The following is a 23206-nucleotide window of genomic DNA, read 5'->3' on the forward strand; positions in this document are numbered from 1 at the left end:
ACTCCTTAAGCGCGCACTTCAGTGCGACAACAGCACCGGCACGGTCATCGACTCGAGCATCGTGCGCGTCGCACCGCCCAGTACGACTTCGTGCAGACGCGAATGCGCGTAGGCGCCCATCGCGATCATGTCGCAGCCGAGGTCGGCCGCCTGCGACAGCAGCGCGTCGCCGACCGGCGTGCCGTCCGCGACGCTCAGTTCGCGCACGTCGATCTTGACGCCGTGACGCGCGACGGTGAGTGCGATGTCGTCGCCCGGAACCGTGTCGCGCGGCGGACGATCGCCCGACGAATGAACCGTCAGCAGCGTCACTTTGGACGCGTGCGCGAGGAACGGCAGCGCGTCGTGGATCGCGCGGGTGGCTTCGCGGCTGCCGTCCCACGCGATCAGCACGTGGCGGCCGGGCGCCGCGAAGGTGCCGCCCGACGGCACCAGCAGCACCGGCCGCCCGGCCGACAGCACGACGTGCTCGACGAACTGTTCGGCGACGAACGCCTCGGGATCGGTCGGATCGGTCTGCCCGAGCACGATCAGATCGGCGAGACGCGCATAGGGCGGCACGACGTCGTTCGCGTAGCTGTTCGCGGCGATCCAATGACCGTCGACGTTCGCGCGCGCGAGTTCGGCACGAAACAGCCGCTCGAGCGCGCTGGCGCGCTCGTGCCGCAGACGCTCGTGCTCCGCGTAGTAGTCGGCGGTGCCGGCCATCACGAAGAACGCGTGCCGCGGTGGCACGTACGTCGAAAACAGGCCGGTCAGCGTCGCATGAAAGCGGTGTGCGAGCTGCAATGCGATTTCGAGGCGCGGATGTGCACGAACGCTCGTATCGAGGTGAACGAGAATGCTTTTGTAGCTCATCGCCAAAGCTCCGTGACAGAAACGTGGGGAAACGGGCACAAGCAGGCTCGAGCCCGTCGTCAAATGGAGTCTATGAGCCCGGCGGCCGCGGCTGTTGATGCAGATCAAGCGCGGGCCGCCGCGCGCTCAGTACAGTGACGGGCACGCTCGACGGTTTGCAACCGCGCCTGGCAATCCTATGCTGTGCTCTGGAGGGCAGCGATCATGATTTCCGAATCCGATGCGCCGCTCGGGCGCCCCGCTTCACCATGGACCTCGACGGCATCCGGACCGCCTGAAGGCTGGCTCGACTACGCGGCGGCGTATCAGACCGCACAGGGCGCGGCACACGGGTACGCCGAGCGGTGCTTCGCCGACTGGAGCAAGTCGATCGCTTTCGTCGCGCAGCGCGAGGCGGACTGGTTCGGCGAGGCCAACCGCGCTTGCGCCGCCTGGTATGCGGGGTGGCAGGCGGTGTACGGCATCGCGCCAGGCGTCGCGCCGCTCGCGGGCGGCCTGAGCGCATGGTGGTGGAGCTCGCAGAACGCGCTGCCGTTCGCGGGCGTCGTTTAGCCGCGCGAGCCGGCAAGGCCGGCGCGCGCACCGTCAATGGCAGACACGGCAAGGAGGAGTTCAGATGGGAACGGATCGCGTGGCATTGGTCACAGGCGGGATGGGCGGTTTGGGCACGGCGGTCAGCCGGGCGCTTCATGACGCGGGCATGACGGTCGCGGTGACGCACTCGACGCACAACGATCACGTGTCGACATGGCTGCAGCACGAGCGCGACACGGGGCGCGACTTTCACGCGTACGAAGCCGACATCGCCGACTTCGATTCATGCGCGCGCTGCGCGCAACGCGTGCTGACCGAACTGGGCGCGGTAGACGTGCTGATCAACAACGCGGGCATCACGCACGACACGAGCTTCGCGAAGATGAGCAAGGAGCACTGGGACGCCGTGCTGCGCACCGATCTCGATGGCCTGTTCAACATGAGCAAGCCGCTGTTGCCCGGCATGCTCGAGCGGCGCCACGGCCGCATCGTCAACGTGGGGTCGGTCAACGGTTCGCGCGGCGCCTACGGGCAAACCAATTATTCAGCGGCCAAAGCGGGCGTGCACGGTTTCACGAAGGCACTTGCGCTCGAAACCGCGAAGCACGGCGTCACGGTGAACACGGTGTCGCCCGGTTATCTCGCGACCGCGATGGTCGAAGCGGTGCCGCGCGAGATCCTCGACACGAAGATCCTGCCGCAGATTCCGCTCGGCCGGCTGGGACGTCCGGACGAGGTGGCGGCGTTGATCGCGTTTCTATGCTCAGAGGAGGCGGCTTTTATCACCGGTGCGGACATTGCGATTAACGGCGGTATGCATATGCAGTGAGGGTGCTCGCCTTCACCGCGCTTGACCCACGTCAATGACCGCCTTTCTGGCAAGAACAAAATAAGCCCCGTAGCAGGCGCCTGGACCCTGAGTCTGCGCGGAACAGGTTCGATCGATACTCGCAAGGGGAGGCGAAGATGGGCATCGACATGCAGATCGTCTACCTTGGCTTTGCGGGTGCCGCTCCGCTCGAAGCGGAAGCAGGTGCGCAACTGGTGCGTCTCGCGCGGTTTGGCGCGCTCGTGTCGCACTGCCATCTCGCCATCGAGGCGTTGCGTCCGGGATCGGCGCATCCGCTGTATGACGTGAGGCTGGATCTGGTCACGCCCGCGCACGAGTTCAAGCCCGTCGCGCACTGCACTGACGACGACGCCAAAGCGGCGATCCGTCGCGCGTTCGATGTGGCGGAAATGACCCTCGAAACAGCGATCGGCACCGAGCGTGGGAACTGACGAACTTGCGTCGTGACGTGACGCTCGGCGTTCGTCAGATGCGGACTGCCGACGTTTTCCCGGTCACCTCACGCCGATTCGCGGTTTGCCGAACCCCTGGCCGCGCGGCGCGGCCGGCAAACCTTCAACGCGGCGTGCTCGACATCGCGCCAGAATTCGCAGAGCCCCGGGTGAACCGCATCGCGCCAACGCGGCCCGATGAAGAGGTCGTAGTGATTGCACTGCTCGATGGTGAGCTGCCGCGCGGCTCGCATCGGCGATGCATCGCACAGCGCATGCGCGCAATGCGTTTGCCCCGCGCCCGTGATCTCGTCGCTGTCACCCTCGATCGAGCACAGCGGGGTATCGCGCAGCGCGGCGATTCGTACCCGGCGCCCGGCGACCGACCACAGATCGCGCGGCAACAGATGTTCGTGAAACACCACACGCAGCATGTCGAAGAAGTAGCACTCCGCCATGTCGAGCACCGCGGCATATTCGTTTGCCGAGCGCAGCGCCCGCTGCGCACCGGGCATGTCGCCGGCGAGCCATCGGGACCAATAATCCGCTTCGAGTCGCAACTGCCGCTCCGGATGCGCGGCAAAAATCGCGGTCTGCTGGATGAAGCCCGGATACACGAGACGCCCCTGGCCGCAATAGGGCGGTGGAACGATATCGATCGCATGGTCGTGAAACCACTCGAGCGAATGGGAACTGGCGAAGCGGTCGGTGATGGTCGGGTTCAAACGGGTATCGATCGGGCCGCCGAGTAGCGAGAGGCTCGCGATCGGCGCCGCCTCGTCCATGGCGAGCAGCGCCGCGGCGCCGAGCGCAGGCACGCTCGCCTGACAGATCGCGATCACATGAACCGGCGAACCGAACGCGCGGGCGGCGCCGACGAAGCTTTCGAGCGCGTGCACGTAGTCGTCGAGCGATAGCGGGCCCGCTTCGCGCGGCACGTCGCGCGCGTCGGCCCAATCGGTCACGAACACGTCACGTTCCTCGAGCAGCGTTTCGACGGTCTCGCGCAGCATGACTGAGTGATGTCCGGCGAGGGGCGCGCACAACAGCACCGGCAGTTTGGCGTCGGTAGGGGGTGTAGAGGGGTTGCGCTTGAACCTGAGCAGCGCGCCGAGCGGCAAGGAGGCGACGACGCTTTCGTCGACGGTAACGCGGCTACCGTTGCCGGCAACGGAGTGGATCGCGAATGTCGGCGTTCGTTCGAAAGCGCAGGCGGATCTCAGCAGCCAGTAGCTGAACGCGTCGGCCGCCTGGTCCGGGCCGAGCCAGGCCGCTTGCGGGCGCGGCCCCGACTCCGGTTCGGACAGAACTCCCCCGACCATCGCGCGCGCGAGGCGTTGCTGTGCATCGATGAAGGCGTACCACATGATGAACTCCGACGTTCGTCGATCATGAGGGCAGCGTTGCCGCACCGGCACGAACTCGTGACGCGGATACCGTCGCAAAGCTTACCGCGAAACGTCGGGGCGAGGGGCGCGAAATCGGTGCGCGCGGCGCGCCAAGCACGCCGCGTGCAAGAGGCATTGCGCGTTTTCCCGGCAGGGTTTTCACGCGATGGCGGGCGTCTGAAACGGAGCTGAAAGTATCGGGGAAAGTGAACGACATCGAGCGTGACTCATGGTTCGTGTTGACGGTTGACGTGGATCAACGAGAGAGGCGTTGCGGGCCATTACGCTGACGATGGCAGTCGCTCGCGACAACCCCGAGGAGCATCCAATGGCCATATCAGCAAACGCGCAGGAAGGAACCTGGTCCGTGAGCGTCGAGACGCGGGAGGCGCAGGAAGGCGGGTTTCTGTCGACGATCCATGTCAAACATGTGTCGCCCGAGGGTGACTTCGAACGCACCTTTCATCAGTCGCAGGTGTTCGCCGTGGAAAGAGAAGCGGTACTCGAAGGCTTGCGCGAAGGCATGACGTGGATCGCGCTGAAGACGACGCGGACTATCGGGGCGTAACAGCGCACCGCGCCTCGCGTGCTCGCCGCAACAGGCAACGCGTGCGAGGTAGCGGTGCTCGAGCGTCGCGATGCGTGTCTTCAGATTCCGCTCGTCGGATCGACACGTGTCGCGGGATCGCTTTCGACGGTCGAGAGGATCGAGCGGGTTCATGTCGAAACTCCTGATTTCCACGGAATATCTGCGGTTCGCAAGACCCGTACCCGAGACCGGATTCGAAGACTAGAATAAAAACACGCCGTGTCGAGACGGCTGCGCTGCGCCCGGATAGGGGGAGCGATCATGCGTTGTGGAATCGTTGGTCTATGCACTGGCGTGGCGGGCGTGTGTGTGTTGTCTGGCTGCGTCTATTACGGTCCTTATTCGTACTATCCGGGAGCCGGTGGCTATTACGCCTGCACCAGCGCCACTGCCACTGGCCCCGCGCAAGCATCGTCTGGCAACGCGCCTGTGCCGGCGAGCGGTACGGCGGCCGCGAATCCGGCGCCAAACGACTTGCCGTTGTCGGGACAGAATTGCACGTACGTCGCGGTACCTGCGCCTGCTTATTACGGCTATCCCGGGTATTACGGTTATCCGGGCTATTACGGTTATCCCTATGGCTATTCATGGCCGGGCTACTACGGATGGTGGGGACCGTCAGTGGTGATCGGAGGCTACTGGGGCGGTGGCTATGGCCATGGCGGCTATTACGGCCGCTGGCACGGAGGACATGGCGGGCACTGGCATTGAGCAGCCAGCACGCCAGCCAACTACGAAAACGTCTCCGGATAAAGATCCTCGCTCATGTCGAGATTGCCAGTCTGCGCGTAGATCAGCGGGTCGCCTTCCGCGCCGGCTAGCGCGCCATCGACGACGCGCCCAACTATCAGCCGATGATCTCCCGCCTCGATGTCGCCGGTCACCCGGCAGTCGAAATGCGCGAGCGCATCGAGCAGCAGCGGCGCGCCGGTCACGTCGGTACGCCAGCTTGCGGTGAACGCATTGCGGCGCTCGCCGTCCGCTACGCCGATCACATACACACCCGCAGTCAAATGCCGGAAAAGCTGCGCGATCCAATTGCTCATAGGGCCTCCTGGATAAAATTTCGGCGCGTGTTGCATGCCTGTGCGGATGCTCCGGAAGATGCAAAACTTAAATATTGAATCGATATAAACATATCGAAATAGAATGAATCTCAGCGCGGTTGTTCGTCGCTAATGCGCTCTTCGGTCCAGACCCGCGCAAGCAGACGTGACGCGGTGCACGCCTGTGGGACGAATTCAGGCTATCACCGGGCTATGCAAACGATAAATATTATATTTAGCTAAAGACATAGAGCGTGCATGTTCGGGGCGACCAAAAGCTTTGCACCAAGCGAGTGCGGCCGGCACGAGTGCGTGCACCGATTGGCACTTTCATCGGCTCAAAATAGAGCACTCCTGTTTCTCTTATAGGGACGTAAAAAAATCTTCGCGATAATCCCGCTATTCACCTGAAGAATGAGAGCGTATTGCCGATAACCAGTTATGTCCGGTACTGCGTTTCGCGTCGGTATGGCCTTGTGTTATAGCGGGCGCCAAAGCGGTGATGTACCTGCTTATCCGTTCGGGTTCTTACATTCTCAACAAAGCGAACTATGAATTTCGGCAATATGAAACTCGGCGCCAAGCTGATCAGCGCTTTCATCCTGGTTTCGATCATCAGCGCTGTTGTCAGCGGGATCGGCCTGCACAACATGGCGGAGATCAGTGCGAACGCAGACAAGACGTATCGGCAGGACCTTGTCGGGCTCAACCTGATACAGCAGGCTAACGCCGACGTACTGAGAGTCGGCACCTATCTGCGCAACGCGGTTCTGGCCACGACGGCCGCACAGCGGGCTGGCTCGCTCGATCAAGCTGACAAGGCCTTTGCCTCGTCACGCGAGCACCTCAATCAGGCGGAGCCGCTCGTCTATACCGACAAAGGCAAGGCTACGTTCGCCGACCTCGATCAAGGTTGGCAAAACTACATCCAGGCCTTCAATGAAATGAAAGGCAAGATCAACGCGGCGGCGTTAGGGGACCGGGACAGCCTGACCGAATACATGCTGGGCGAGTACCACGACAAAGGCTTCAAGACCCTCGTGCTGATGGGCAATCTGGTTGCCCTGAAACAGGCCGACGCGCAACGGACAGCTGAAGCCAACGATGCCGTGTACGAGGAAGGTCGAACTTTGATGCTGGTCTTCGTGGCGATGTCCGTGTCGATCGGCGTGGGAATCGGCATATGGATGATGCGTAGCGTAACGCGGCAACTGGGTACGGAGCCGGCGACGGCTGCTGCTGTGGCCAGAAGCGTGGCGGCCGGCGACCTGAACATCAGTATCGCCCTGCGGCCCGGCGACACGAACAGCCTGATGGCGTCGCTCAAAGCCATGTGCGACGCCCTGGTGCGGGTCGTATCAGAGGTGCGCGAGAACGCCGAAGGTGTCGCGACTGCGAGTGCGCAGATCGCACAAGGCAATCTGGATCTGTCGAGTCGCACGGAGCAACAGGCGGCGTCGCTCGAAGAAACGGCTTCCAGCATGGAGGAACTGACTGCGGCGGTCCGCCACAACACGGACAATGCAACCCAGGCTGCCACGCTCGCGGGTACCGCCTCGAGCGTCGCGCAACATGGCGGCGAGATCGTCGGGCGCGTGGTTGAGACAATGCGTGACATCTCCACCAGCTCGGCCACGATGTCCGAGATTATCGGCGTCATCGAAGGCATCGCCTTCCAGACCAACATCCTCGCGCTGAACGCAGCGGTCGAAGCGGCCCGCGCGGGAGAACAGGGGCGGGGCTTCGCTGTCGTTGCGGGTGAAGTCCGCACGCTCGCGCAGCGCAGTGCGACTGCCGCGAAGGAAATCAAGGAGTTGATCTCCGACTCTGTCAGCCGGGTGGAGGCAGGCTCGATGCTCGTCGAAGAAGCGGGCGGTGCGATCAAGGAAATCGTGCAGTCAGTGAAGCGCGTGACCGACATCGTGGGCGAAATCTCGTCGGCATCGAGCGAGCAAAGCACCGGTATCGAACAGGTCAATCAGGCAGTCAACCAGATGGACCAGGTCACACAGCAAAACGCTGCGCTTGTCGAAGAGGCGTCGGCGGCGGCCCAGACAATGGCCCGGCAAGCGGAAAGCCTGCGCAAGACGGTCGCTTTTTTCAAGGTCGATGGCGAGAAGGCTGCTTCGTCGCGAGCGACGACGCAAGCGGCAGTACCGCAACGGACGGCCCTGAACCGCGCCCCGTCCTCTGCTGTAACACCGGCAAAGCTTGCGAGGAGACCAGTCCCCTCTTCAGAACGTCCGGTAGTCGTCGCCGCCGCGACTGAGACGGACTGGCAGAAATTCTGAGCGATTCCGACCGGTTCCGGGTGCTGGATGACGTCGATTCATACCGTCGGCGCGTGCCAGCCCCGCGGGAGTCGAGCGGGCGAAGATCCGCGATACACGTGCGCCGGATGGCTATCAATGCGGCGCGGCGACTGCCTCAGGCACGCAGGCAGCGTGGATGATCAACAGTGCAGCCAGGGCGTGTGATTGTGGACGGAGACACCCGGGCCCGCCGGTCAAGCGGGTTCGAGGAAATAGCGCGATGCGCGACTGCACTCGACGTGCAGCGCCTTGAATGTCGTCTCGCCGTCTCCGCGCACTGGCCATCGCCGATCTCGTCTCGCGCCGCTCCGACAGGCAGCGCGTGACGGGCAGATGCGCAGCGGTGAGATTCGATTAACGGTAACTCGTGAGATCGTAATCAAAACTATGGGATCAAACGCTCCGCTCAATGTCTCGACAATGGTTGTGAACTCGTTGGAGTCCGCCGGAATAGACCACGTGTTCCTGGTCCCGGGAAAACTGATCTATCCGCTGCTGGACGCAATCGACAACTCCCCTTTGATTCGCGGAATCGTAGGCGCTCATGAGACTGGCAGTGCTTTCATGGCCGATGGCTATGCCCGCGCCAGCCGGAAATTCGGCGTTTGCGCAGGGATTTCCGGCCCAGGCACGATGAATTTCGTGCCCGGCATGGCGGCCGCTCACGCAGACCGGATTCCGATGCTCTATATTGCCGGCGGGATCTCGTCGCACGCGGAAGGCAAAGGGGCGTTCCAGGATGCCACGCCCGGAGGCATTTTTGAAAGCGGCGTAGTCAGAAGTCTGGTGACGGATATCGTCGAGCTAAAGAACAAGGAAAATACTCAGGCCGAGATGCGTCGTGCGATCGAAGGGTTGAACTGGATGCGTCGAGCGCAGTCATTCATCAGTATTCCCGTAGACGTTCAAAAGCAGGATGTCCTGCCCGGTCAGGACGTGGCACGGCAACCCTACGCTCACCGCGAATTTAACGCATGCGAAGTGCCCGCAAACCGCGCCGCTCTCGATGCCCTGTGCGACCAGTATCTGTTTCAGTCGAAGAGAGTCGCGTTTCTGGTCGGAAGTCGCGGCAATGATGCGGAAACTGCAAAGCTTCTTCTCGAGGTTGCCGAAGGCTTTCACATTCCAGTCGCAACGACACTATCGGGAAAAGGTGCATTTCCTGAGCAACATGCCCTTGCACTGGGTGTCTACGGATTTTCAAGTCATTCGCGCGCTGCACGGGTGATCAACTCCGACGAACTTGATGTACTAGTCGTGTTTGGTAGCGACCTGAACCAGCGAGACAGCATGAACTGGAGCAGGAGGCTGACAGGGGGGAAGGAGCTATTCATCTTTGATGACAGCTTCGATTCACCGGCGATGGGGCACATTTCGCGTCAAGGAATCTTCTCCGGAATTTCCGCGAGCTTCCGGTTGCTGGCCCAGAAAGCCGCGGACAACCCTCCCGGGCTGCCGCAAGCACTGCAAAGAAGAAAGGGGTGGATTGCCGAGATCAACGAGACCCCCCTCTACGACCACCGGTTCGAGCAGTTAGGAGACCGAGTTTCCAGCGGTGACGAAGCGCTATATCCTGGAGACGTGGTTAAGCACTTGTGCCGGATTCTGCCGAAGGACAGCAACGTCGTGGTGGATTCCGGAGCCCACCGCATCTTCATGGCCCATTACTGGCTGTCGTCAGGTAAGGGCAACTACTTTTCGTCGAGCTCGCTCGCCCCGATGGGCTGGGCCATCGCAGCCGGAATCGGCGTCAAGCTTGCGGCCCCAGAACGCCCGTGTGTCGTGGTGACCGGCGATGGGTGCATGATGATGCACGGCATGGAGATTCAGACCGCGGCTCGATACCGAGTCAAGGTGATCTATGTGGTTCTGAACAACGCCGCACATGGCGCAATCCATATCGACGCTATCAGGAGTGGTTCGATTTCAGAGCAGTTCACCAAATTACCCTGTCATAGCTGGTCGGCTTTTGCATCATCGATCGGTGTGGCCGCGCGCGCGGTTGAGCGGATCGACGAGCTTGATGGTGTACTGAGTGAAGCTTGTCAATATGACGGCCCCTTTCTGATCGAAGTCATCACCGGAGTTTTTCCCGCGCCGAACCGGTACTATGCAGAAGCCGAAGCCTGTCCGTGAGATTCCATCCTTCAACGCGGCAAAGCCAACCGCATTGCTGAACGACGCCGCAATCAGACTGTCTGAACGCCGCGCCGCAGTTGTCAACGAAATGTCATTCGAACCGCCTAAGTTTAGACGTTCGAGCCGATGGCAAGGCTCGACGCGGCGATGGGCACGCCGGGCCTGCGGAATGCGCAAGAGAGGGATCGCGGCGCGTAGCTTGCTGCAACCATTGAACCGGTCAGTCAATCTCGTGGAGGCAAACCATGCTGTTCAAACGAGGAATTGCAGTTCTTGCCGTTGCTCTACCGCTTGCGGCCGCGCAAGCGCAAACCGTCAACATCACCGGCGCGGGCAGCACTTTTGCGGCCCCGATCTATAACAAGTGGGCTGACGCCTACCAAAAGGCGGGAGGCGGCAAGGTCAACTACCAAGGCATCGGTTCAGCGGGCGGCATCAAGCAGATCATCGCGAAGACCGTTGATTTCGCAGGTTCCGATGCGCCGATGAAGGACGACGAACTGGCGAAGACTGGCCTGTTCCAATTCCCGACCGTGGTCGGCGGCGTCGTGCCGGTCGTGAACCTGCCCGGCGTGAAGCCGGGTCAACTCATTCTGTCGGGCGCCGTGCTTGGCGACATCTATCTGAACAAGATCAAGAAATGGAACGATCCGGCGATCGCCGCGCTGAATCCGGGTATGAAGCTGCCAGATACGGACATCGCCGTGGTGCGCCGCGCCGACGGTTCGGGCACGAGCTTCATCTGGACGAACTTTCTGTCGAAGGTGAACCCGGAGTGGAAGTCGAAGATCGGCGAAGGCACGACGGTGAACTGGCCGACCGGTACGGGCGGCAAGGGCAATGACGGCGTTGCCGCGTTCGTGCAACGCCTGCCGGGCGCGGTCGGTTACGTCGAGTGGGCATATGCGAAGCAAAACAACATGATCTACACCAGCCTGAAGAATTCGGCCGGTATCGTGGTTGCGCCGAAGACCGAAACCTTCAAGGCGGCCGCCTCGGGCGCGGACTGGAAGACGACCTTCTACCAGATCCTGACGAACGAGCCCGGCAAGGACGCGTGGCCAGTCGTCGGCGCGACCTTCGTGCTGCTGCATGCGACGCAGGACAAGCCGGCACAAGGCGCGGCAACGTTGAAGTTCTTCGACTGGGCGTTCAAGAACGGCGGGCAGGCTGCCAGCGATCTCGACTACATTTCGCTGCCGGATTCGGTCGTGTCGGAAATCCGCGCGCAATGGAAGACCAAGGTCAAGGACGCGTCGGGAAAACCGGTGTTTCAGTGAAGGCCTCGAGATGCCACCCGCCTCAAACAGCTTGTAATCGATCATGGACGAAGTCAATTGACGCAGGTCAATTGACTGACGCATCGAGGCGGGTAACGTGTGTGTGACGGTCCTTTATCACCGCACGCTCGGAGCAAGCCATGGTCACGCGCAACGTCGAGGATGTCATCAGGCAGATTGCCGCCGCTACCGACACTCCTGAGGAAACGGTCTCGCAGATGTACGCGCAGACGTGGATTGAATACAGCGAAGGTGCACGAATCACGGACTACCTGACGGTGCTGGTCGCTCGTCGTGTGCGGGACGACCTGCGTAGGCGGCAAGTGCGGGATTCGCTGGTATCTCTCGGACAAGCTGACTAATATTCTGCGTGTGGGCTCACCACGGTTCACGCGACTCCGGTCGGATTGCGGGCCGATGGCGTCCAACTTCCGCGGAAGGGGGACATATGACGCCATTGTCATTAAGTCGTCCGATACTGCGCGCACTCTATCGCCGACATCCGTCTCAACACATCTCACCCTTCATCGCTGGATTGTCGTTGGCGCACGCGGCCTTTGCCGGTGGCGTGCTTCCGCAGGGCGGGCACTATGTTGCCGGGGCGGGAACCATCGCCGGTCAGGGCAACGTGATCACCGTCACGCAGCCGAACTCGACTCGCGGCGTGATCGACTGGAGCAGCTTCTCGATCGGCAAAGGCAGCGCCGTCAACTTCGACAACGGTTCGGGCGCAACGCTCAATCGCGTGACGGCCTGCGCGCCTTCCGCGATTCTCGGCAGCCTGAAGGCAACTGGCAGCGTGTATCTGATCAACCCGCAAGGCATCGTGGTGGGTCGTAGCGGGACTATCACTACCGGCGGACGATTCGTTGCTTCAACGCTCGATCTGCCGAATACACCCTTCGTGAATGGCGGGACGCTCACGCTCACGGGCACATCGAATGGCAATGTGGTGAATCTCGGCAACATCAGTTCCAGCGGAGGCGATGTTTTCCTGATTGCACGCGGTGTCGTGGTCAATGCGGGCTCGGTCAGCGCACCGAACGGCACCGCGGAATTCGTCACGGGGCAGCAAGTGGCGTTGCTCGAATCGTCGGGCAGCAGGCAGGTATTCGTGCAGATAGGCAGCACAGGGACCGTGATAGATCGCGGTGCCACGCAAGCCGCGCAGATCAATCTGGAAGCGGTCGACGGGAATATCTATGCCCTTGCAGGTGGTGGCTCGCGTATCCGCGCGACGGGCACAACGATGCGTGGCGGCCACATCTGGCTGGTCGCCGACAACGGGCACGTTACGCAGCAAGGCACGATCGCCGCAACGAATGCCGACGGCAGCGGCGGCACCGTCGATACGCTTGCCGACACACTCACGCTGGCGCATGGCGCCCGCGTGCGAGCAGGGCTTTGGAACGCGTCGACGCCAAACTTCACGATCGATCGCGGCACAGCCGACGCCTTCATGCGCAGTCTGAACGCCGGCACATCCGTCGATGCAACCGCGACCGGCACGAACGGCGCAAGCGGCGACATGACGGTTGCGTCGAATCTCAACTGGCGAGGACCGGCGTCGTTATCGCTCGCCGCTTTTGGCAACGTGACGATCGCACCTGCGACAACGCTCAGGAGCACCGGCAGTGGCAACCTGAGTTTGCGGGCCGACGTGACGGGCATCGACAACGCAGCCAGCGTGACCAACCGCGGCACGATCGACTGGTCGGTAAGTACCGGTTCGGTGAGTTCGTTCTATGACATGAACGGCAGCTACAGCCCAGGAATCATCCGCTCGAATACCGCGTGGACTGCCGCGCCCTATAGCGGTCTTCTCACGCAAGTGACCGGCTACAAGCTCGTCAATTCGCTTTCCGACCTGCAGAACATATCGCTCGATCTGACCGGCAACTATGCGCTCGGCAAGGATATTGACGCGAGTGCGACGAATCTCTCTTCCACCCCCTCCGGCGGCGTCGACTTCATCTCGCTCGGCAGCGCGGCAACACCTTTTTCAGGCCAGTTCGACGGCATGGGACATGTGATCGACCACTTCAGTCAGCAGGAGTATTACTCGCCGTCGGGTACCCGGTCGCTTGGCCTGTTCGGCGAAATCGGGAGCACGGGCGTCGTACGCAACGTCGGCATGACGAACAGCGAGCTTACGGCCTTCTTCGACATTTCGTTCAACGATCCCATCTCTGTCACGTACGGCATGCTGGCCGGCCGGAACCAGGGGTTGATCACCTACGCGTATACGACCGGCCTGCGTACGTCGCCCCACTATGGGAACGTTCCGATCGGCGGTTTGGTGGGCACCAATGATGGTCTCATCGAGCGCTCGTGGAGCAGCGCTTCAGTGAATGATGCCGGCGAGGCAGGGGGGCTCGTCGGCGTCAACACCGGCCGGATCGTTCAATCATTTACTACCGCGGATGTTAGCGGAGATGTGCGGATGGAACCGGGCGGACTCGTCGGCATCAACAGTGGCACGGTGTCACAGTCTTATGCCGCCGGCAGGGTGTTAGGGCTTTTTGCGGCTGGCGGATTGGCGTTCGCGAATAGCGGCGTGATCGAGCAGTCGTTCGCGGTTGGTCCGGTGCTAGGACCTTCCTACCAAGGCCCGGGCTACGGCACTTACGGGGGAATCGTGGCATACGGCGCCAGCGGAACGATTGCAGGCAATGTCTACTGGGACAAAGAGACGACGACACGTACGGTGAGCACTGGAGACGTGTCGCAACTGCCCGCGTCAAACGGGTTCACGACTGCTCAAATGAGCAACCCGGCGAGCTTCGACGCATCGTGGGATTTCAGTCCAACCGGCGCGTGGGTCATGCCTGCCGGCGCGACCCACCCCATCCTGCGCTGGCAACTCGGCCAGTAAGCGCTGCTGTGAGGCCGCGGCAGCAGTACCGACGCGCGCCCGTGAACGTGCCCTGATAGCTCGGCTCGTCCTTGCGTCTGACGATCAGGCGCGCAATGTGCTCGGAGATAGACCCGTTGATCGCTTTTGCGGCGAGGGCGTCGTGTGCACCGCGCCATGCGCCGCTAGGAGTGCTGTCAGCGGATCATCGGAGCGCACGGTAAATCTAGCAGCGCGGGCAACCGGCGCCATTGGCGGGAACCACAAGGAGAAATCGATGACCCTGCTCATCTATCTGGTCGGATGGATCATTTTCATTGGCGGCGTCGCGTGGGGATTGATGGCGCTGCATGTCGCGCAGCACATCATCGCAATCGTGGCCGTGATCCTGCTCGGCATTGCGGTGATTACGGGCGCCACGCGTGCGCGTAATCGCGATCGGTCGTCATAGCCTTTGGCGTTTGCCTGTCGGATCCATCAGGTGGGAACGCTCATCACACGCCACGCCACGCCACGCCACGCTCGCGATGTACCATGTCTGCGTGAAATCTCGCGCTGGATATCGTGGAGTACATCATGGGAAGCGCATGGAAACGCCGCTTCAAACTGTTTATCCAGCGTTTCTGGCAGCCAACCAGCGCGTGCATGACCTGTATGCCGGGGAGCTGGGGCAACATCATGAGCCTCACGCACTGGGCGATCGCATTCAAAACCGGGCTGCTCACCGGTGTGCTCGCCCTGCTGCTCACCTTCACGCCGGCGGCGAAGTGGTACGGGAATCGCTATAGCAACGCACTGCTCGTCGGTTGCCTGACCGCTATCGGCGATGCCTACTCTCATTTGAGCCAGTACCGCTTTCATGTTCTCGAACACGTCGCGACGGGGGTCATGTCAGGCCTGTTCGCGCTCGCTGCGTCGTACCTGTTCGAGGACCGCGCGCGCCGCATACGCGCGGCGTGGTCGCGCTTGTTCGGATAATAAGACTTCGATCTCGAACATCGTGAGACCTCACGATGAGTGTTGCGCGTGACACGTTCGCGCCCGGATACCTCGCGGTGAATTGTTCGCGTCAGTGCGGTGACGAAAGCAGTTTGAAGCGCTTCCACAGCTTCTTCAATGTCTGATGATCGGCAGCGACGCGTGACGCGAGGAAGCCGCGTGCGAAGGCCGCGCCCGAGGCTGCTTCCGGCGAGGTTTTCAACAACGACTTCAGAAGCTGATCGGCGACGACGGCATCGTTGCGCCAGCCGAGATCATCCTGAAGCGCGGTGAGCGCGTCGACATAATGGCGAACGGCCTGCTTCGGGCATAGCGACGCAAAGAACTCGGTGGCGTATCGAACTTTTTTCGCCGCGATGCGGGCGCGGTGACGACGGTGATCGTCCAGATCGGCCAAACCCTTGCCACGTTTGATCAGTTTCTTGTGCCGACGACGCAGGACATCGGCGGCGAATGACTTCACCGGGCCGCTGATTGCGTTGCGCTGTTCGTCGGACATCTCATCTCGCCAACCTTTGCGGTTCATCCAGAGCGCGAACTGGAGCGCGAGCCGCGTGTAGCGAACCGACTCGACCGCGGCCGCCGCGCGCTGCCGGTTGTTGACGGCAATCTGCTCGCACGCCTGTCTGACGGGCCGGATCTCGTCCGCATTGCCGTCGGCGCCGGCATGGTCGAGCGTCGATCCCGCAAGCACTTCCCAGTCGCGCGCGCCACCGAGTTCCGAGGCAATCCAGCGCAACTCCTCGTCGAATCCGGACGAGGCGGGGATGACCTTCGCAAACAGGTCGAGAGCCGAACGCAAGCGACGAAGTCCCACGCGCATCTGATGGACGCTCGATGGATCGTGGCCCGACACGATGCCCCGTTCATTCGCGTGGACCTGGTCCAGACAGTTGCGCACAATCACGCAGAACGCATGCTCGACCGAGTCGCGTTTGTTCAGTCGCACTGGTTGCGCTTTCACCGCCTCGCTGTGCTCGTCAATGAGCAGTGCATACCCGACATCTGCCTTGCAGCGATGATCGATACGCAGCGGCACAGTTTCGAGCATTTCCAGCGCGACACGGTACAGCACATCCGGATTGCCCTGTTTCAGTTCCAGTTCCACCGCGGCGATCTGCACTGATCCCGAATCCGCTTCGACGCTTCCTTCGTCGAGAGCAAGCTCGAGTTCGTCTCCGGACGGCTGGCGCAGCACAAACGCTGACCGGTTGATCCGCGTGACGAACACCGGCTTCAGTTGGGCCGCAACGGTCTCGTCGCGAATCAGCTTTCCGCAGTCGCTGTCGTCGGGGATCTGGTCGTACAGCAGCGTCAGATCGGGCGCGTCGCTATTCACGGGCATCTCGAACTCGTCCCGGTCGAACAACCCCGCCTTGGCCGATCCTTCGCGCTTCAGCGTCTGGATTTTCTCGTTGCCGACGGTGCGCACGCGCAGCGAAGTCCCGCACCAGTGAAATGAAAAATCGGGCGTGTCGAAATAGGTGCTCGTCAGCAGGTGAGGCGTTCCCGCTGTGGCTTCTGATTGCGCAAGCATCGACGCGTTACGCAATTTGACGAGATCTTCCGTCGCAACGCGCAGCTTCAGTTCCCGTTCCATGCTGCCTCCGAAATGAGCACCAGACTGTCAGACTACACCGGATTGGCTGGACCGCGTCACGGCCGATCGTCCCCAGTGGCCTCAGATAAAAGTTAGACACGGAAAAGTGGATGAGACGGTGGACGAGCCTGGCGCGAATGCCTGTACACGTTGGGACATCTTGATTAGGAAATGATCATTTCCTATAATCGCCGTATGACTACACGCAACCATGCTGCCAGACAGCCACGTGCTCCAGGTCGTCCACGCGAATTCGACATGGACGTCGCGCTGGACGGCGCGATCCGGATTTTTCGCGAGCGCGGTTATCAAGGGACGTCTCTTGGCGACCTTGGGTCCGCGATGGGGCTCACCGCCGGCAGTATCTACAAGGCGTTCGCCGATAAGCGAGCGGTATTCCTTGCCGCGCTCGAGCGCTACATCCACCTACGAAATGGCCAGTTGCAGAGCCTGCTCGACGCGGAGCAGACCGGCCGCGGCAAGGTACGGGCCATTCTGCGGTTTTATGCTGAGTCTGCAATTGGCGAAGAGGGCAAGCGAGGCTGTCTCGTAGTCGGAAGTGCAGTCGACCTGGTGGCGTTCGATGATGAGGTCGCGAGTCACGTGGTCGCGTCTTTGCAGCGAACGGAGCGTCTGTTGTGTCGTTTGATCCGAGTGGGCCAGACAGACGGTTCGATCGCGTCCGCCGTGGATCCGGACGCTACCGGCCGCGCACTGCTGAGTCTGACGCAAGGTTTGAGAGTCGTCGGCAAAGTCGGGCGATCCCGGGCACACATGATGGCGGCGGCGGATCAGGCCATGCGTCTGCTGGACTAAGCACAGCAAGACATGGCATCGCATGACCTCCGCGTGCCGCTCACCATATTAGGAAACGTCCATTTCCTAACATCATCCGCCAATGAGAAAAGCCGCTCAACGGTGTCATCCCCCAACCCAGAGGAGTTTCGTTCGTGAAAACACATCACTCGCCGGTGCCATCAGGGAGTTCCGGATTCGTAAGCACGTTGCCAGTAGCAAGGCCCGTTGCGGGGTTAGCAGGATTCGAGCACAAGTTCGCAACCGTAGACGGACTGAGGCTGCACTACGTCACCGGTGGAAACCCACAGGGCGACGTGGTCGTGTTGCTCGCGGGCTTTCCCGAGAGCTGGTTCGCCTGGCGCAAAGTGATGGGACTGCTTGCAAAGACCTACCGAGTCGTCGCACCGGACCTTCCCGGACAAGGTGATTCGGATCGTCCGATGGACGGCTACGACACACAAACCCTTGCGAGCCATGTTCACGGTTTGCTCCAGCAACTGGGGATGACCCGGTACTTTCTTGCTGCACACGACATTGGAGCGTGGGTGGCTTTTCCTTACGCCGTAATGTTCGGCGACGAGATCCGGCGACTCGCGCTGCTGGATGCGGGGATCCCCGGCGTGACGTTGCCTGATGCGTTGCCGAGCGCGCCCGAGCGTGCATGGCGCACCTGGCATTTCGCATTTCACGGGCTACCGGACCTGCCGGAAGTGCTGCTCGCCGGCAAGGAACGTGAATACCTCGACTGGTTTTTGCGGCGAAAGGCGGCCAATCCCGATACTTTCACTGACGCCGATATCGATGAATATCTACGCATTCTCAAGAAAGACGGCGGCTTACGCGCGGGCCTTGCGTATTACCGGGCCGCGCATGTGTCCGCCCAACAGAATGCAGAACTGAAGCAACGAGGCATGCTCGACCTGCCACTGCTGACGCTCGGTTCCGATCAAGGTTCCATCGCCGATATGGCAACACCTTTGAGAGCCTTTTTCACCGACGTCAAAGGCCGCATCATTAGTCACTGCGGGCACTTCATTCCAGAAGAACAACCGCGCGCGGTCGCCGACGAACTCACTGCGTTCTTTGGAAGCGCAGAGGGGTAACGGGGCTACGGGGGCGCAAGATGCCGCGCATGGCTCAGGCGATGCGGGCGTGATGTACGACGATCCATGCGGACCACACAAGCAACGCAATGCCGAGCGGCTTGCCGATGGAGCTGCCCCAGCTGAAATTCTTCTCGGCCGACATGATCGCGCCCAGCGCCAGCATCCAGCCGACGCTGCCAGTGCCGACCGCGAACATCAGCAGCATCAGGGCCCAACAGCAGCCGATGCAGAAAGCGCCGTGACTGATGCCGAGCGCAAAGCTCTCGCGGCGCGCGCTCCTGCCGCGCCAATGCTCGGTGATGAACATCAGCGGCGAGCGGCATTTGTCGAGACATCGGTGCTTGAGGCTGCTGAACTGATAAAGGCCCGCGAGCGCGACGATCGCGGCGCCGATCAGCCAGCCGTTTGCAAGCAAGCTCGCAGACTGGTCCGCGACCAGATGGAGCGCCGCGTCGAAGCCGTGCGCGAGCACGCCGAACAGCGCCCACATCGTCGCATAACCGACGATCAGAAGCGCCATCAGCGTGCGCCGGTTGGCGCGCGCGACGGTCATCCGCCGGAACGTGTCGAAGAGCGGAAAGGCGGTCGGCAGCATCATCGCCGCGATCATCAGCAGCCATGCGACGCTGTGCAGCAATGCCGCAATCGTGAGGCTCGCGCCGGGCACCTCACGGCATATCGCGCCGACGAGCGGCAGTTCGGCCCAACTCGCATGATGCAGAAAACGCGCATAGGGCCCCGCGTCCCATATCCATAACGCGATCCACGCGCTGCCCGTCAATGCGACGAACAGCGGCGCGAACAGCCGCGAGCGTGCGAGCATCTTCACGACGCGAAGCTGAACGATCCCTGAATGGCGTTATGTCCGGTCAAGGCGAGGTCGAGATCGAGCTTTTCGTGCCGCAGGCGGAATGCGTTCGCCTTGCCGACGAAAGCAGGGGAGCCGGGTATCGTCGAAAAGATGCTTTCGACCAGTTTGGTCGGCTCGCCGGTCGGGCCGCGATAGGGCTCCAACTCGGCCTCGATGGCTTCGCCGACTTTCATCCTGCCCTTGCCGTCGACGACCGCGTATTCGATCGGCGCGCGTTCCACGGACACGACTTCGCCGATCAACTGCACGAGATCCGCGATGGGGCCACCGCGCTCGCCACGGTACACGCTAACCAGGGCGTCGAATTGCGCGTCGCTCGCGCGCTCGTCGACGAACATCGCGACGCGCCAGCCGCCTTTGAGCACGTTGCCTGGAATGAACGCCGCGAACGCGATCGTCAGGCCCGAGACATCGACGCCGTCGATCATGCCTTGCTCGTAGTGGTATGCAAGCGCGCTGCGGCAAACGCCGTTATCGGGATCTTCTCCGATCCAGCACGGACACAGCACCTTGCATTCACACACTTCGAGGATGCTGCCCATCAGTTGATAGCTCATTCACGCCTCCGCTGCCGGTTGGATCCGGCCGGGAAGAACATCGCCGGACATCCTCTGTTGTAGCCGTTAAGCGGGCAGTAATCAAAGTGTTCGGGCGCTGCGAATGATTGAAGCGGCTTACACAGTCGGTGCTTTTGCGGTGCAGGAGGGGCGCAACTCTTATATAAGACATAAGACATTTGACCTTGCATGGGTATTGCAATTAAAATCGCGATCGAAGCAGTGCCCGGCACAGCTTGGAGTGCCTTAAAAGCCTTTCCCTGAAACGCAAATACCAGCAGGTCCCCCATGCTTGAAAATTTTCGTGCTCACGTGGCCGCGCGCGCCGCGCTCGGCATTCCTCCCCTGCCGCTGACGGCTCAGCAGACCGCCGAGCTGGTCGAACTCCTGACGAACCCGCCCGCTGGCGAAGAGCAGACGCTGCTCGACCTGATCACCAACCGCGTGCCCGCCGGTGTGGACGAAGCCGCCCGCGTGAAGGCAGGCTTCCTCGCCGCCGTGGCCAACGGCCAGACCGCCTGCGCGCTGATCTCGCGCGCCCGTGCCACCGAACTGCTCGGCACGATGCTGGGCGGCTACAACATCCAGCCGCTGATCGAACTGCTGTCCGACGCCGAAGTGGGCACCGTGGCCGCCGACGCGCTGAAGAAAACCCTGCTGATGTTCGACCAGTTCCACGACGTCAAGGAACTGGCCGACAAGGGCAACGCCAATGCGAAGGCCGTGATGCAGAGCTGGGCCGACGCCGAATGGTTCACGAGCCGTCCGGAAGTGCCGCAAAGCCTGACCATCACCGTCTTCAAGGTGACGGGCGAAACCAATACCGACGACCTGTCGCCGGCCCCGGATGCGACCACCCGTCCGGACATCCCGCTGCACGCACTGGCAATGCTGAAGAACGCGCGTCCCGGTATCACCCCGGAAGAAGACGGCAAGCGCGGCCCGGTCAAGTTCATCGAGTCGCTGAAGGAAAAGGGCCACCTGGTCGCGTACGTGGGCGACGTAGTCGGCACCGGCTCCTCGCGCAAGTCGGCCACCAACTCGGTGCTGTGGTTCACGGGCGAAGACATCCCGTTCATCCCGAACAAGCGCTTCGGCGGCGTGTGCCTCGGCGGCAAGATCGCCCCGATCTTCTACAACACGATGGAAGACGCCGGCGCTCTGCCGATCGAACTCGACGTGTCGCAGATGGAAATGGGCGACGTGGTCGAACTGCGCCCGTACGAAGGCAAAGCCCTGAAGAACGGCGCAGTGATCGCCGAGTTCCAGGTCAAGTCCGACGTGCTGTTCGATGAAGTGCGCGCCGGCGGCCGCATTCCGCTGATCATCGGCCGCGGCCTGACCGCCAAGGCACGCGAAGCGCTGGGCCTTGCCCCGTCGACGCTGTTCCGCCTGCCGCAGCAGCCCGCCAATAGCGGCAAGGGCTTCTCGCTGGCGCAGAAGATGGTCGGCCGCGCTTGCGGTCTGCCGGAAGGCCAGGGCGTCCGTCCGGGCACGTACTGCGAACCGAAGATGACCTCGGTCGGCTCGCAGGACACCACGGGCCCGATGACCCGCGACGAGCTGAAGGACCTGGCGTGCCTCGGCTTCTCGGCCGATCTCGTCATGCAGTCGTTCTGCCACACCGCCGCTTATCCGAAGCCGGTGGACGTCAAGACTCACCAGACGCTGCCGAACTTCATCAGCAACCGTGGCGGCATCGCGCTGCGCCCGGGCGACGGCGTGATCCACTCGTGGCTGAACCGCATGCTGTTGCCCGACACCGTGGGCACCGGCGGCGACTCGCACACGCGCTTCCCGATCGGCATCAGCTTCCCGGCCGGTTCGGGTCTGGTCGCCTTCGCGGCCGCCACCGGCACGATGCCGCTGGACATGCCGGAATCGGTGCTGGTCCGCTTCAAGGGCAAGATGCAGCCGGGCGTGACCCTGCGTGACCTCGTCAACGCGATTCCGCTGTACGCGATCAAGCAAGGCACGCTGACGGTCGCCAAGCAAGGCAAGAAGAACATCTTCTCCGGCCGCATTCTCGAAATCGAAGGCCTGCCCGATCTGAAGGTCGAGCAAGCGTTCGAACTGTCGGATGCTTCCGCCGAGCGCTCGGCCGCCGGTTGCACGGTGCACCTGAACAAGGAACCGATCATCGAATACCTGAACAGCAACGTCACGCTGCTGAAGTGGATGATCGCCCAGGGCTACCAGGATCCGCGCAGCCTGCAGCGCCGCATCAAGGCGATGGAGCAGTGGCTGGCCGACCCGCAACTGCTGTCGCCGGATGCCGACGCCGAATACGCAGCCGTCATCGAGATCGATCTCGCCGACATCCACGAGCCGATCGTGGCCTGCCCGAACGATCCGGACGACGTGAAGACGCTGTCCGACGTAGCCGGCGCGAAGATCGACGAAGTGTTCATCGGCTCGTGCATGACCAACATCGGTCACTTCCGCGCCGCGTCGAAGCTGCTGGAAGGTAAGCGCGACATCCCGGTCAAGCTGTGGGTGGCCCCGCCGACCAAGATGGACCAGAAGCAACTGACCGAGGAAGGCCATTACGGCGTCTTCGGCACGGCTGGTGCGCGTACCGAAATGCCGGGCTGCTCGCTGTGCATGGGCAATCAGGCACAGGTGCGCGAAGGCGCGACGGTCATGTCGACGTCGACCCGTAACTTCCCGAACCGCCTCGGCAAGAACACGAACGTGTACCTCGGCTCGGCGGAACTGGCGGCGATCTGCTCGCGCCTCGGCAAGATCCCGACCAAGGAAGAGTACATGGCCGACATGAGCGTGCTCAACGCCAACGGCGACAAGATCTATCAATACATGAACTTCGACCAGATCGAGGACTTCAAGGAAGTCGCCGACGCCGTGACGATGTAAGTGTGCTGTCGGACTACGGCGTGTGGTTCGCGTCGTAGCGCCACGAAATGGCGCCGTGGGCTGAATGCCTGCGGCGCCATTTTTTTTGCGGCGTTCGAGTCGAGGTCCGCGCGCGGCAGC

Annotated in this window: 21 protein-coding genes; 15 read left to right on the forward strand and 6 right to left on the reverse strand. The window is 62.0% G+C overall.

The annotated features are described in order from the left end of the window. Positions 1–18: 18 nt before the first annotated feature. Positions 19–858 carry a universal stress protein gene (locus OKW26_RS15720; protein ID WP_429354324.1) on the reverse strand — a complete coding sequence of 280 codons (840 nt, stop codon included), beginning with the start codon at positions 856–858 and terminating at the stop codon, positions 19–21. A gap of 204 nt (positions 859–1062) precedes the next feature. Here OKW26_RS15720 and OKW26_RS15725 point away from each other — a divergent pair, with 204 nt between their 5' ends. The 3 genes from OKW26_RS15725 to OKW26_RS15735 all read left to right on the forward strand — a co-directional run bounded on the left by OKW26_RS15725 (position 1063) and on the right by OKW26_RS15735 (position 2673). Continuing rightward, entirely contained in the window at positions 1063–1410 is a 348-nt protein-coding gene (locus tag OKW26_RS15725) for a polyketide synthase (protein ID WP_429354325.1), read from the forward strand. Between the two features lie 64 nt (positions 1411–1474). Continuing rightward, entirely contained in the window at positions 1475–2221 is a 747-nt protein-coding gene (phbB, locus tag OKW26_RS15730; RefSeq protein ID WP_187613367.1) for an acetoacetyl-CoA reductase, read from the forward strand. A 137-nt stretch (positions 2222–2358) separates the two neighbouring features. Further along, entirely contained in the window at positions 2359–2673 is a 315-nt protein-coding gene (locus tag OKW26_RS15735) for a hypothetical protein (protein WP_184067854.1), read from the forward strand. A gap of 68 nt (positions 2674–2741) precedes the next feature. Here OKW26_RS15735 and phaZ read toward each other — a convergent pair whose 3' ends face one another. After that, a complete protein-coding gene (gene phaZ, locus OKW26_RS15740) occupies positions 2742–4040 on the reverse strand; it encodes a polyhydroxyalkanoate depolymerase (protein ID WP_429354326.1) in 1299 nt (432 codons plus the stop codon). 349 nt (positions 4041–4389) lie between these two features. Between phaZ and OKW26_RS15745 the strand changes: the two genes are divergently transcribed. Beyond that, positions 4390–4629 carry a hypothetical protein gene (locus OKW26_RS15745; RefSeq protein WP_429354327.1) on the forward strand — a complete coding sequence of 80 codons (240 nt, stop codon included), beginning with the start codon at positions 4390–4392 and terminating at the stop codon, positions 4627–4629. A gap of 282 nt (positions 4630–4911) precedes the next feature. Further along, positions 4912–5361 (forward strand): hypothetical protein, encoded by a 450-nt coding sequence (locus tag OKW26_RS15750; RefSeq protein WP_429354328.1) that lies wholly within the window; start codon positions 4912–4914, stop codon positions 5359–5361. A 20-nt stretch (positions 5362–5381) separates the two neighbouring features. Here OKW26_RS15750 and OKW26_RS15755 read toward each other — a convergent pair whose 3' ends face one another. Then, positions 5382–5696 (reverse strand): flavin reductase, encoded by a 315-nt coding sequence (locus OKW26_RS15755; protein ID WP_429354329.1) that lies wholly within the window; start codon positions 5694–5696, stop codon positions 5382–5384. 551 nt (positions 5697–6247) lie between these two features. Between OKW26_RS15755 and OKW26_RS15760 the strand changes: the two genes are divergently transcribed. The 7 genes from OKW26_RS15760 to OKW26_RS15790 all read left to right on the forward strand — a co-directional run bounded on the left by OKW26_RS15760 (position 6248) and on the right by OKW26_RS15790 (position 15259). Continuing rightward, complete coding sequence (locus tag OKW26_RS15760; protein WP_429354330.1) at positions 6248–7987, forward strand: methyl-accepting chemotaxis protein; 1740 nt, start codon at positions 6248–6250, stop codon at positions 7985–7987. A 441-nt stretch (positions 7988–8428) separates the two neighbouring features. Next, the gene (locus OKW26_RS15765; RefSeq protein WP_429355227.1) at positions 8429–10144 is read left to right on the forward strand and encodes a thiamine pyrophosphate-binding protein; all 1716 of its coding nucleotides are present in this window, start codon (positions 8429–8431) and stop codon (positions 10142–10144) included. 248 nt (positions 10145–10392) lie between these two features. Further along, complete coding sequence (gene pstS / locus OKW26_RS15770; protein ID WP_184067872.1) at positions 10393–11427, forward strand: phosphate ABC transporter substrate-binding protein PstS; 1035 nt, start codon at positions 10393–10395, stop codon at positions 11425–11427. Between the two features lie 140 nt (positions 11428–11567). Next, positions 11568–11789 carry a DUF3562 domain-containing protein gene (locus OKW26_RS15775; protein ID WP_184023913.1) on the forward strand — a complete coding sequence of 74 codons (222 nt, stop codon included), beginning with the start codon at positions 11568–11570 and terminating at the stop codon, positions 11787–11789. Between the two features lie 86 nt (positions 11790–11875). Further along, positions 11876–14302, forward strand: a complete 2427-nt coding sequence (locus OKW26_RS15780; RefSeq protein ID WP_429354331.1) for a filamentous hemagglutinin N-terminal domain-containing protein — start codon at positions 11876–11878, stop codon at positions 14300–14302. A 256-nt stretch (positions 14303–14558) separates the two neighbouring features. Then, positions 14559–14732 (forward strand): hypothetical protein, encoded by a 174-nt coding sequence (locus OKW26_RS15785; protein ID WP_013093753.1) that lies wholly within the window; start codon positions 14559–14561, stop codon positions 14730–14732. Between the two features lie 125 nt (positions 14733–14857). After that, positions 14858–15259: a hypothetical protein gene (locus OKW26_RS15790; RefSeq protein WP_090810890.1), complete on the forward strand. Its 402-nt coding sequence runs from the start codon at positions 14858–14860 to the stop codon at positions 15257–15259. Positions 15260–15350: 91 nt separating this feature from the next. Here the strand turns inward: OKW26_RS15790 and OKW26_RS15795 are convergent, their stop codons facing one another. Next, positions 15351–16880, reverse strand: a complete 1530-nt coding sequence (locus OKW26_RS15795; protein ID WP_429354332.1) for a CHAD domain-containing protein — start codon at positions 16878–16880, stop codon at positions 15351–15353. 258 nt (positions 16881–17138) lie between these two features. On the opposite strand from OKW26_RS15795, the gene OKW26_RS15800 reads away from it, so the two are divergent. Both OKW26_RS15800 and OKW26_RS15805 read left to right on the forward strand, forming a co-directional pair. Then, positions 17139–17696, forward strand: a complete 558-nt coding sequence (locus OKW26_RS15800) for a TetR/AcrR family transcriptional regulator (protein ID WP_429354333.1) — start codon at positions 17139–17141, stop codon at positions 17694–17696. A gap of 134 nt (positions 17697–17830) precedes the next feature. Next, complete coding sequence (locus OKW26_RS15805) at positions 17831–18781, forward strand: alpha/beta fold hydrolase (RefSeq protein WP_409259715.1); 951 nt, start codon at positions 17831–17833, stop codon at positions 18779–18781. A gap of 34 nt (positions 18782–18815) precedes the next feature. On the opposite strand, the gene OKW26_RS15810 is transcribed toward OKW26_RS15805, so the two are convergent. Together OKW26_RS15810 and OKW26_RS15815 are read right to left on the reverse strand one after the other, a co-directional pair. After that, a complete protein-coding gene (locus tag OKW26_RS15810) occupies positions 18816–19607 on the reverse strand; it encodes a DUF2182 domain-containing protein (RefSeq protein ID WP_429355228.1) in 792 nt (263 codons plus the stop codon). Positions 19608–19609: 2 nt separating this feature from the next. Beyond that, a complete protein-coding gene (locus tag OKW26_RS15815) occupies positions 19610–20212 on the reverse strand; it encodes a DUF1326 domain-containing protein (protein WP_429354334.1) in 603 nt (200 codons plus the stop codon). A 288-nt stretch (positions 20213–20500) separates the two neighbouring features. On the opposite strand from OKW26_RS15815, the gene acnB reads away from it, so the two are divergent. Continuing rightward, positions 20501–23086 carry a bifunctional aconitate hydratase 2/2-methylisocitrate dehydratase gene (acnB, locus tag OKW26_RS15820; RefSeq protein WP_184067887.1) on the forward strand — a complete coding sequence of 862 codons (2586 nt, stop codon included), beginning with the start codon at positions 20501–20503 and terminating at the stop codon, positions 23084–23086. The last annotated feature ends 120 nt before the right edge of the window (positions 23087–23206 follow it).

Origin of the sequence: Paraburkholderia sp. 32 (assembly GCF_050435345.1) — a bacterium.
GTDB classification, from domain to species: domain Bacteria; phylum Pseudomonadota; class Gammaproteobacteria; order Burkholderiales; family Burkholderiaceae; genus Paraburkholderia; species Paraburkholderia tuberum.

What these genes read in the sequence shown, in the direction of transcription:
- OKW26_RS15745 (WP_429354327.1), top strand. Translation starts at nt 4,390, where the DNA reads ATGGCCATATCAGCAAACGCGCAGGAAGGAACCTGGTCCGTGAGCGTC.
- acnB (WP_184067887.1), top strand. Translation starts at nt 20,501, where the DNA reads ATGCTTGAAAATTTTCGTGCTCACGTGGCCGCGCGCGCCGCGCTCGGC.
- OKW26_RS15735 (WP_184067854.1), top strand. Translation starts at nt 2,359, where the DNA reads ATGGGCATCGACATGCAGATCGTCTACCTTGGCTTTGCGGGTGCCGCT.
- OKW26_RS15725 (WP_429354325.1), top strand. Translation starts at nt 1,063, where the DNA reads ATGATTTCCGAATCCGATGCGCCGCTCGGGCGCCCCGCTTCACCATGG.
- OKW26_RS15765 (WP_429355227.1), top strand. Translation starts at nt 8,429, where the DNA reads ATGGTTGTGAACTCGTTGGAGTCCGCCGGAATAGACCACGTGTTCCTG.
- OKW26_RS15720 (WP_429354324.1), bottom strand. Translation starts at nt 858, where the DNA reads ATGAGCTACAAAAGCATTCTCGTTCACCTCGATACGAGCGTTCGTGCA.
- phaZ (WP_429354326.1), bottom strand. Translation starts at nt 4,040, where the DNA reads ATGTGGTACGCCTTCATCGATGCACAGCAACGCCTCGCGCGCGCGATG.
- phbB (WP_187613367.1), top strand. Translation starts at nt 1,475, where the DNA reads ATGGGAACGGATCGCGTGGCATTGGTCACAGGCGGGATGGGCGGTTTG.
- pstS (WP_184067872.1), top strand. Translation starts at nt 10,393, where the DNA reads ATGCTGTTCAAACGAGGAATTGCAGTTCTTGCCGTTGCTCTACCGCTT.
- OKW26_RS15815 (WP_429354334.1), bottom strand. Translation starts at nt 20,212, where the DNA reads ATGAGCTATCAACTGATGGGCAGCATCCTCGAAGTGTGTGAATGCAAG.
- OKW26_RS15775 (WP_184023913.1), top strand. Translation starts at nt 11,568, where the DNA reads ATGGTCACGCGCAACGTCGAGGATGTCATCAGGCAGATTGCCGCCGCT.
- OKW26_RS15810 (WP_429355228.1), bottom strand. Translation starts at nt 19,607, where the DNA reads ATGCTCGCACGCTCGCGGCTGTTCGCGCCGCTGTTCGTCGCATTGACG.
- OKW26_RS15780 (WP_429354331.1), top strand. Translation starts at nt 11,876, where the DNA reads ATGACGCCATTGTCATTAAGTCGTCCGATACTGCGCGCACTCTATCGC.
- OKW26_RS15790 (WP_090810890.1), top strand. Translation starts at nt 14,858, where the DNA reads ATGGGAAGCGCATGGAAACGCCGCTTCAAACTGTTTATCCAGCGTTTC.
- OKW26_RS15795 (WP_429354332.1), bottom strand. Translation starts at nt 16,880, where the DNA reads ATGGAACGGGAACTGAAGCTGCGCGTTGCGACGGAAGATCTCGTCAAA.
- OKW26_RS15750 (WP_429354328.1), top strand. Translation starts at nt 4,912, where the DNA reads ATGCGTTGTGGAATCGTTGGTCTATGCACTGGCGTGGCGGGCGTGTGT.
- OKW26_RS15760 (WP_429354330.1), top strand. Translation starts at nt 6,248, where the DNA reads ATGAATTTCGGCAATATGAAACTCGGCGCCAAGCTGATCAGCGCTTTC.
- OKW26_RS15800 (WP_429354333.1), top strand. Translation starts at nt 17,139, where the DNA reads ATGGACGTCGCGCTGGACGGCGCGATCCGGATTTTTCGCGAGCGCGGT.
- OKW26_RS15755 (WP_429354329.1), bottom strand. Translation starts at nt 5,696, where the DNA reads ATGAGCAATTGGATCGCGCAGCTTTTCCGGCATTTGACTGCGGGTGTG.
- OKW26_RS15785 (WP_013093753.1), top strand. Translation starts at nt 14,559, where the DNA reads ATGACCCTGCTCATCTATCTGGTCGGATGGATCATTTTCATTGGCGGC.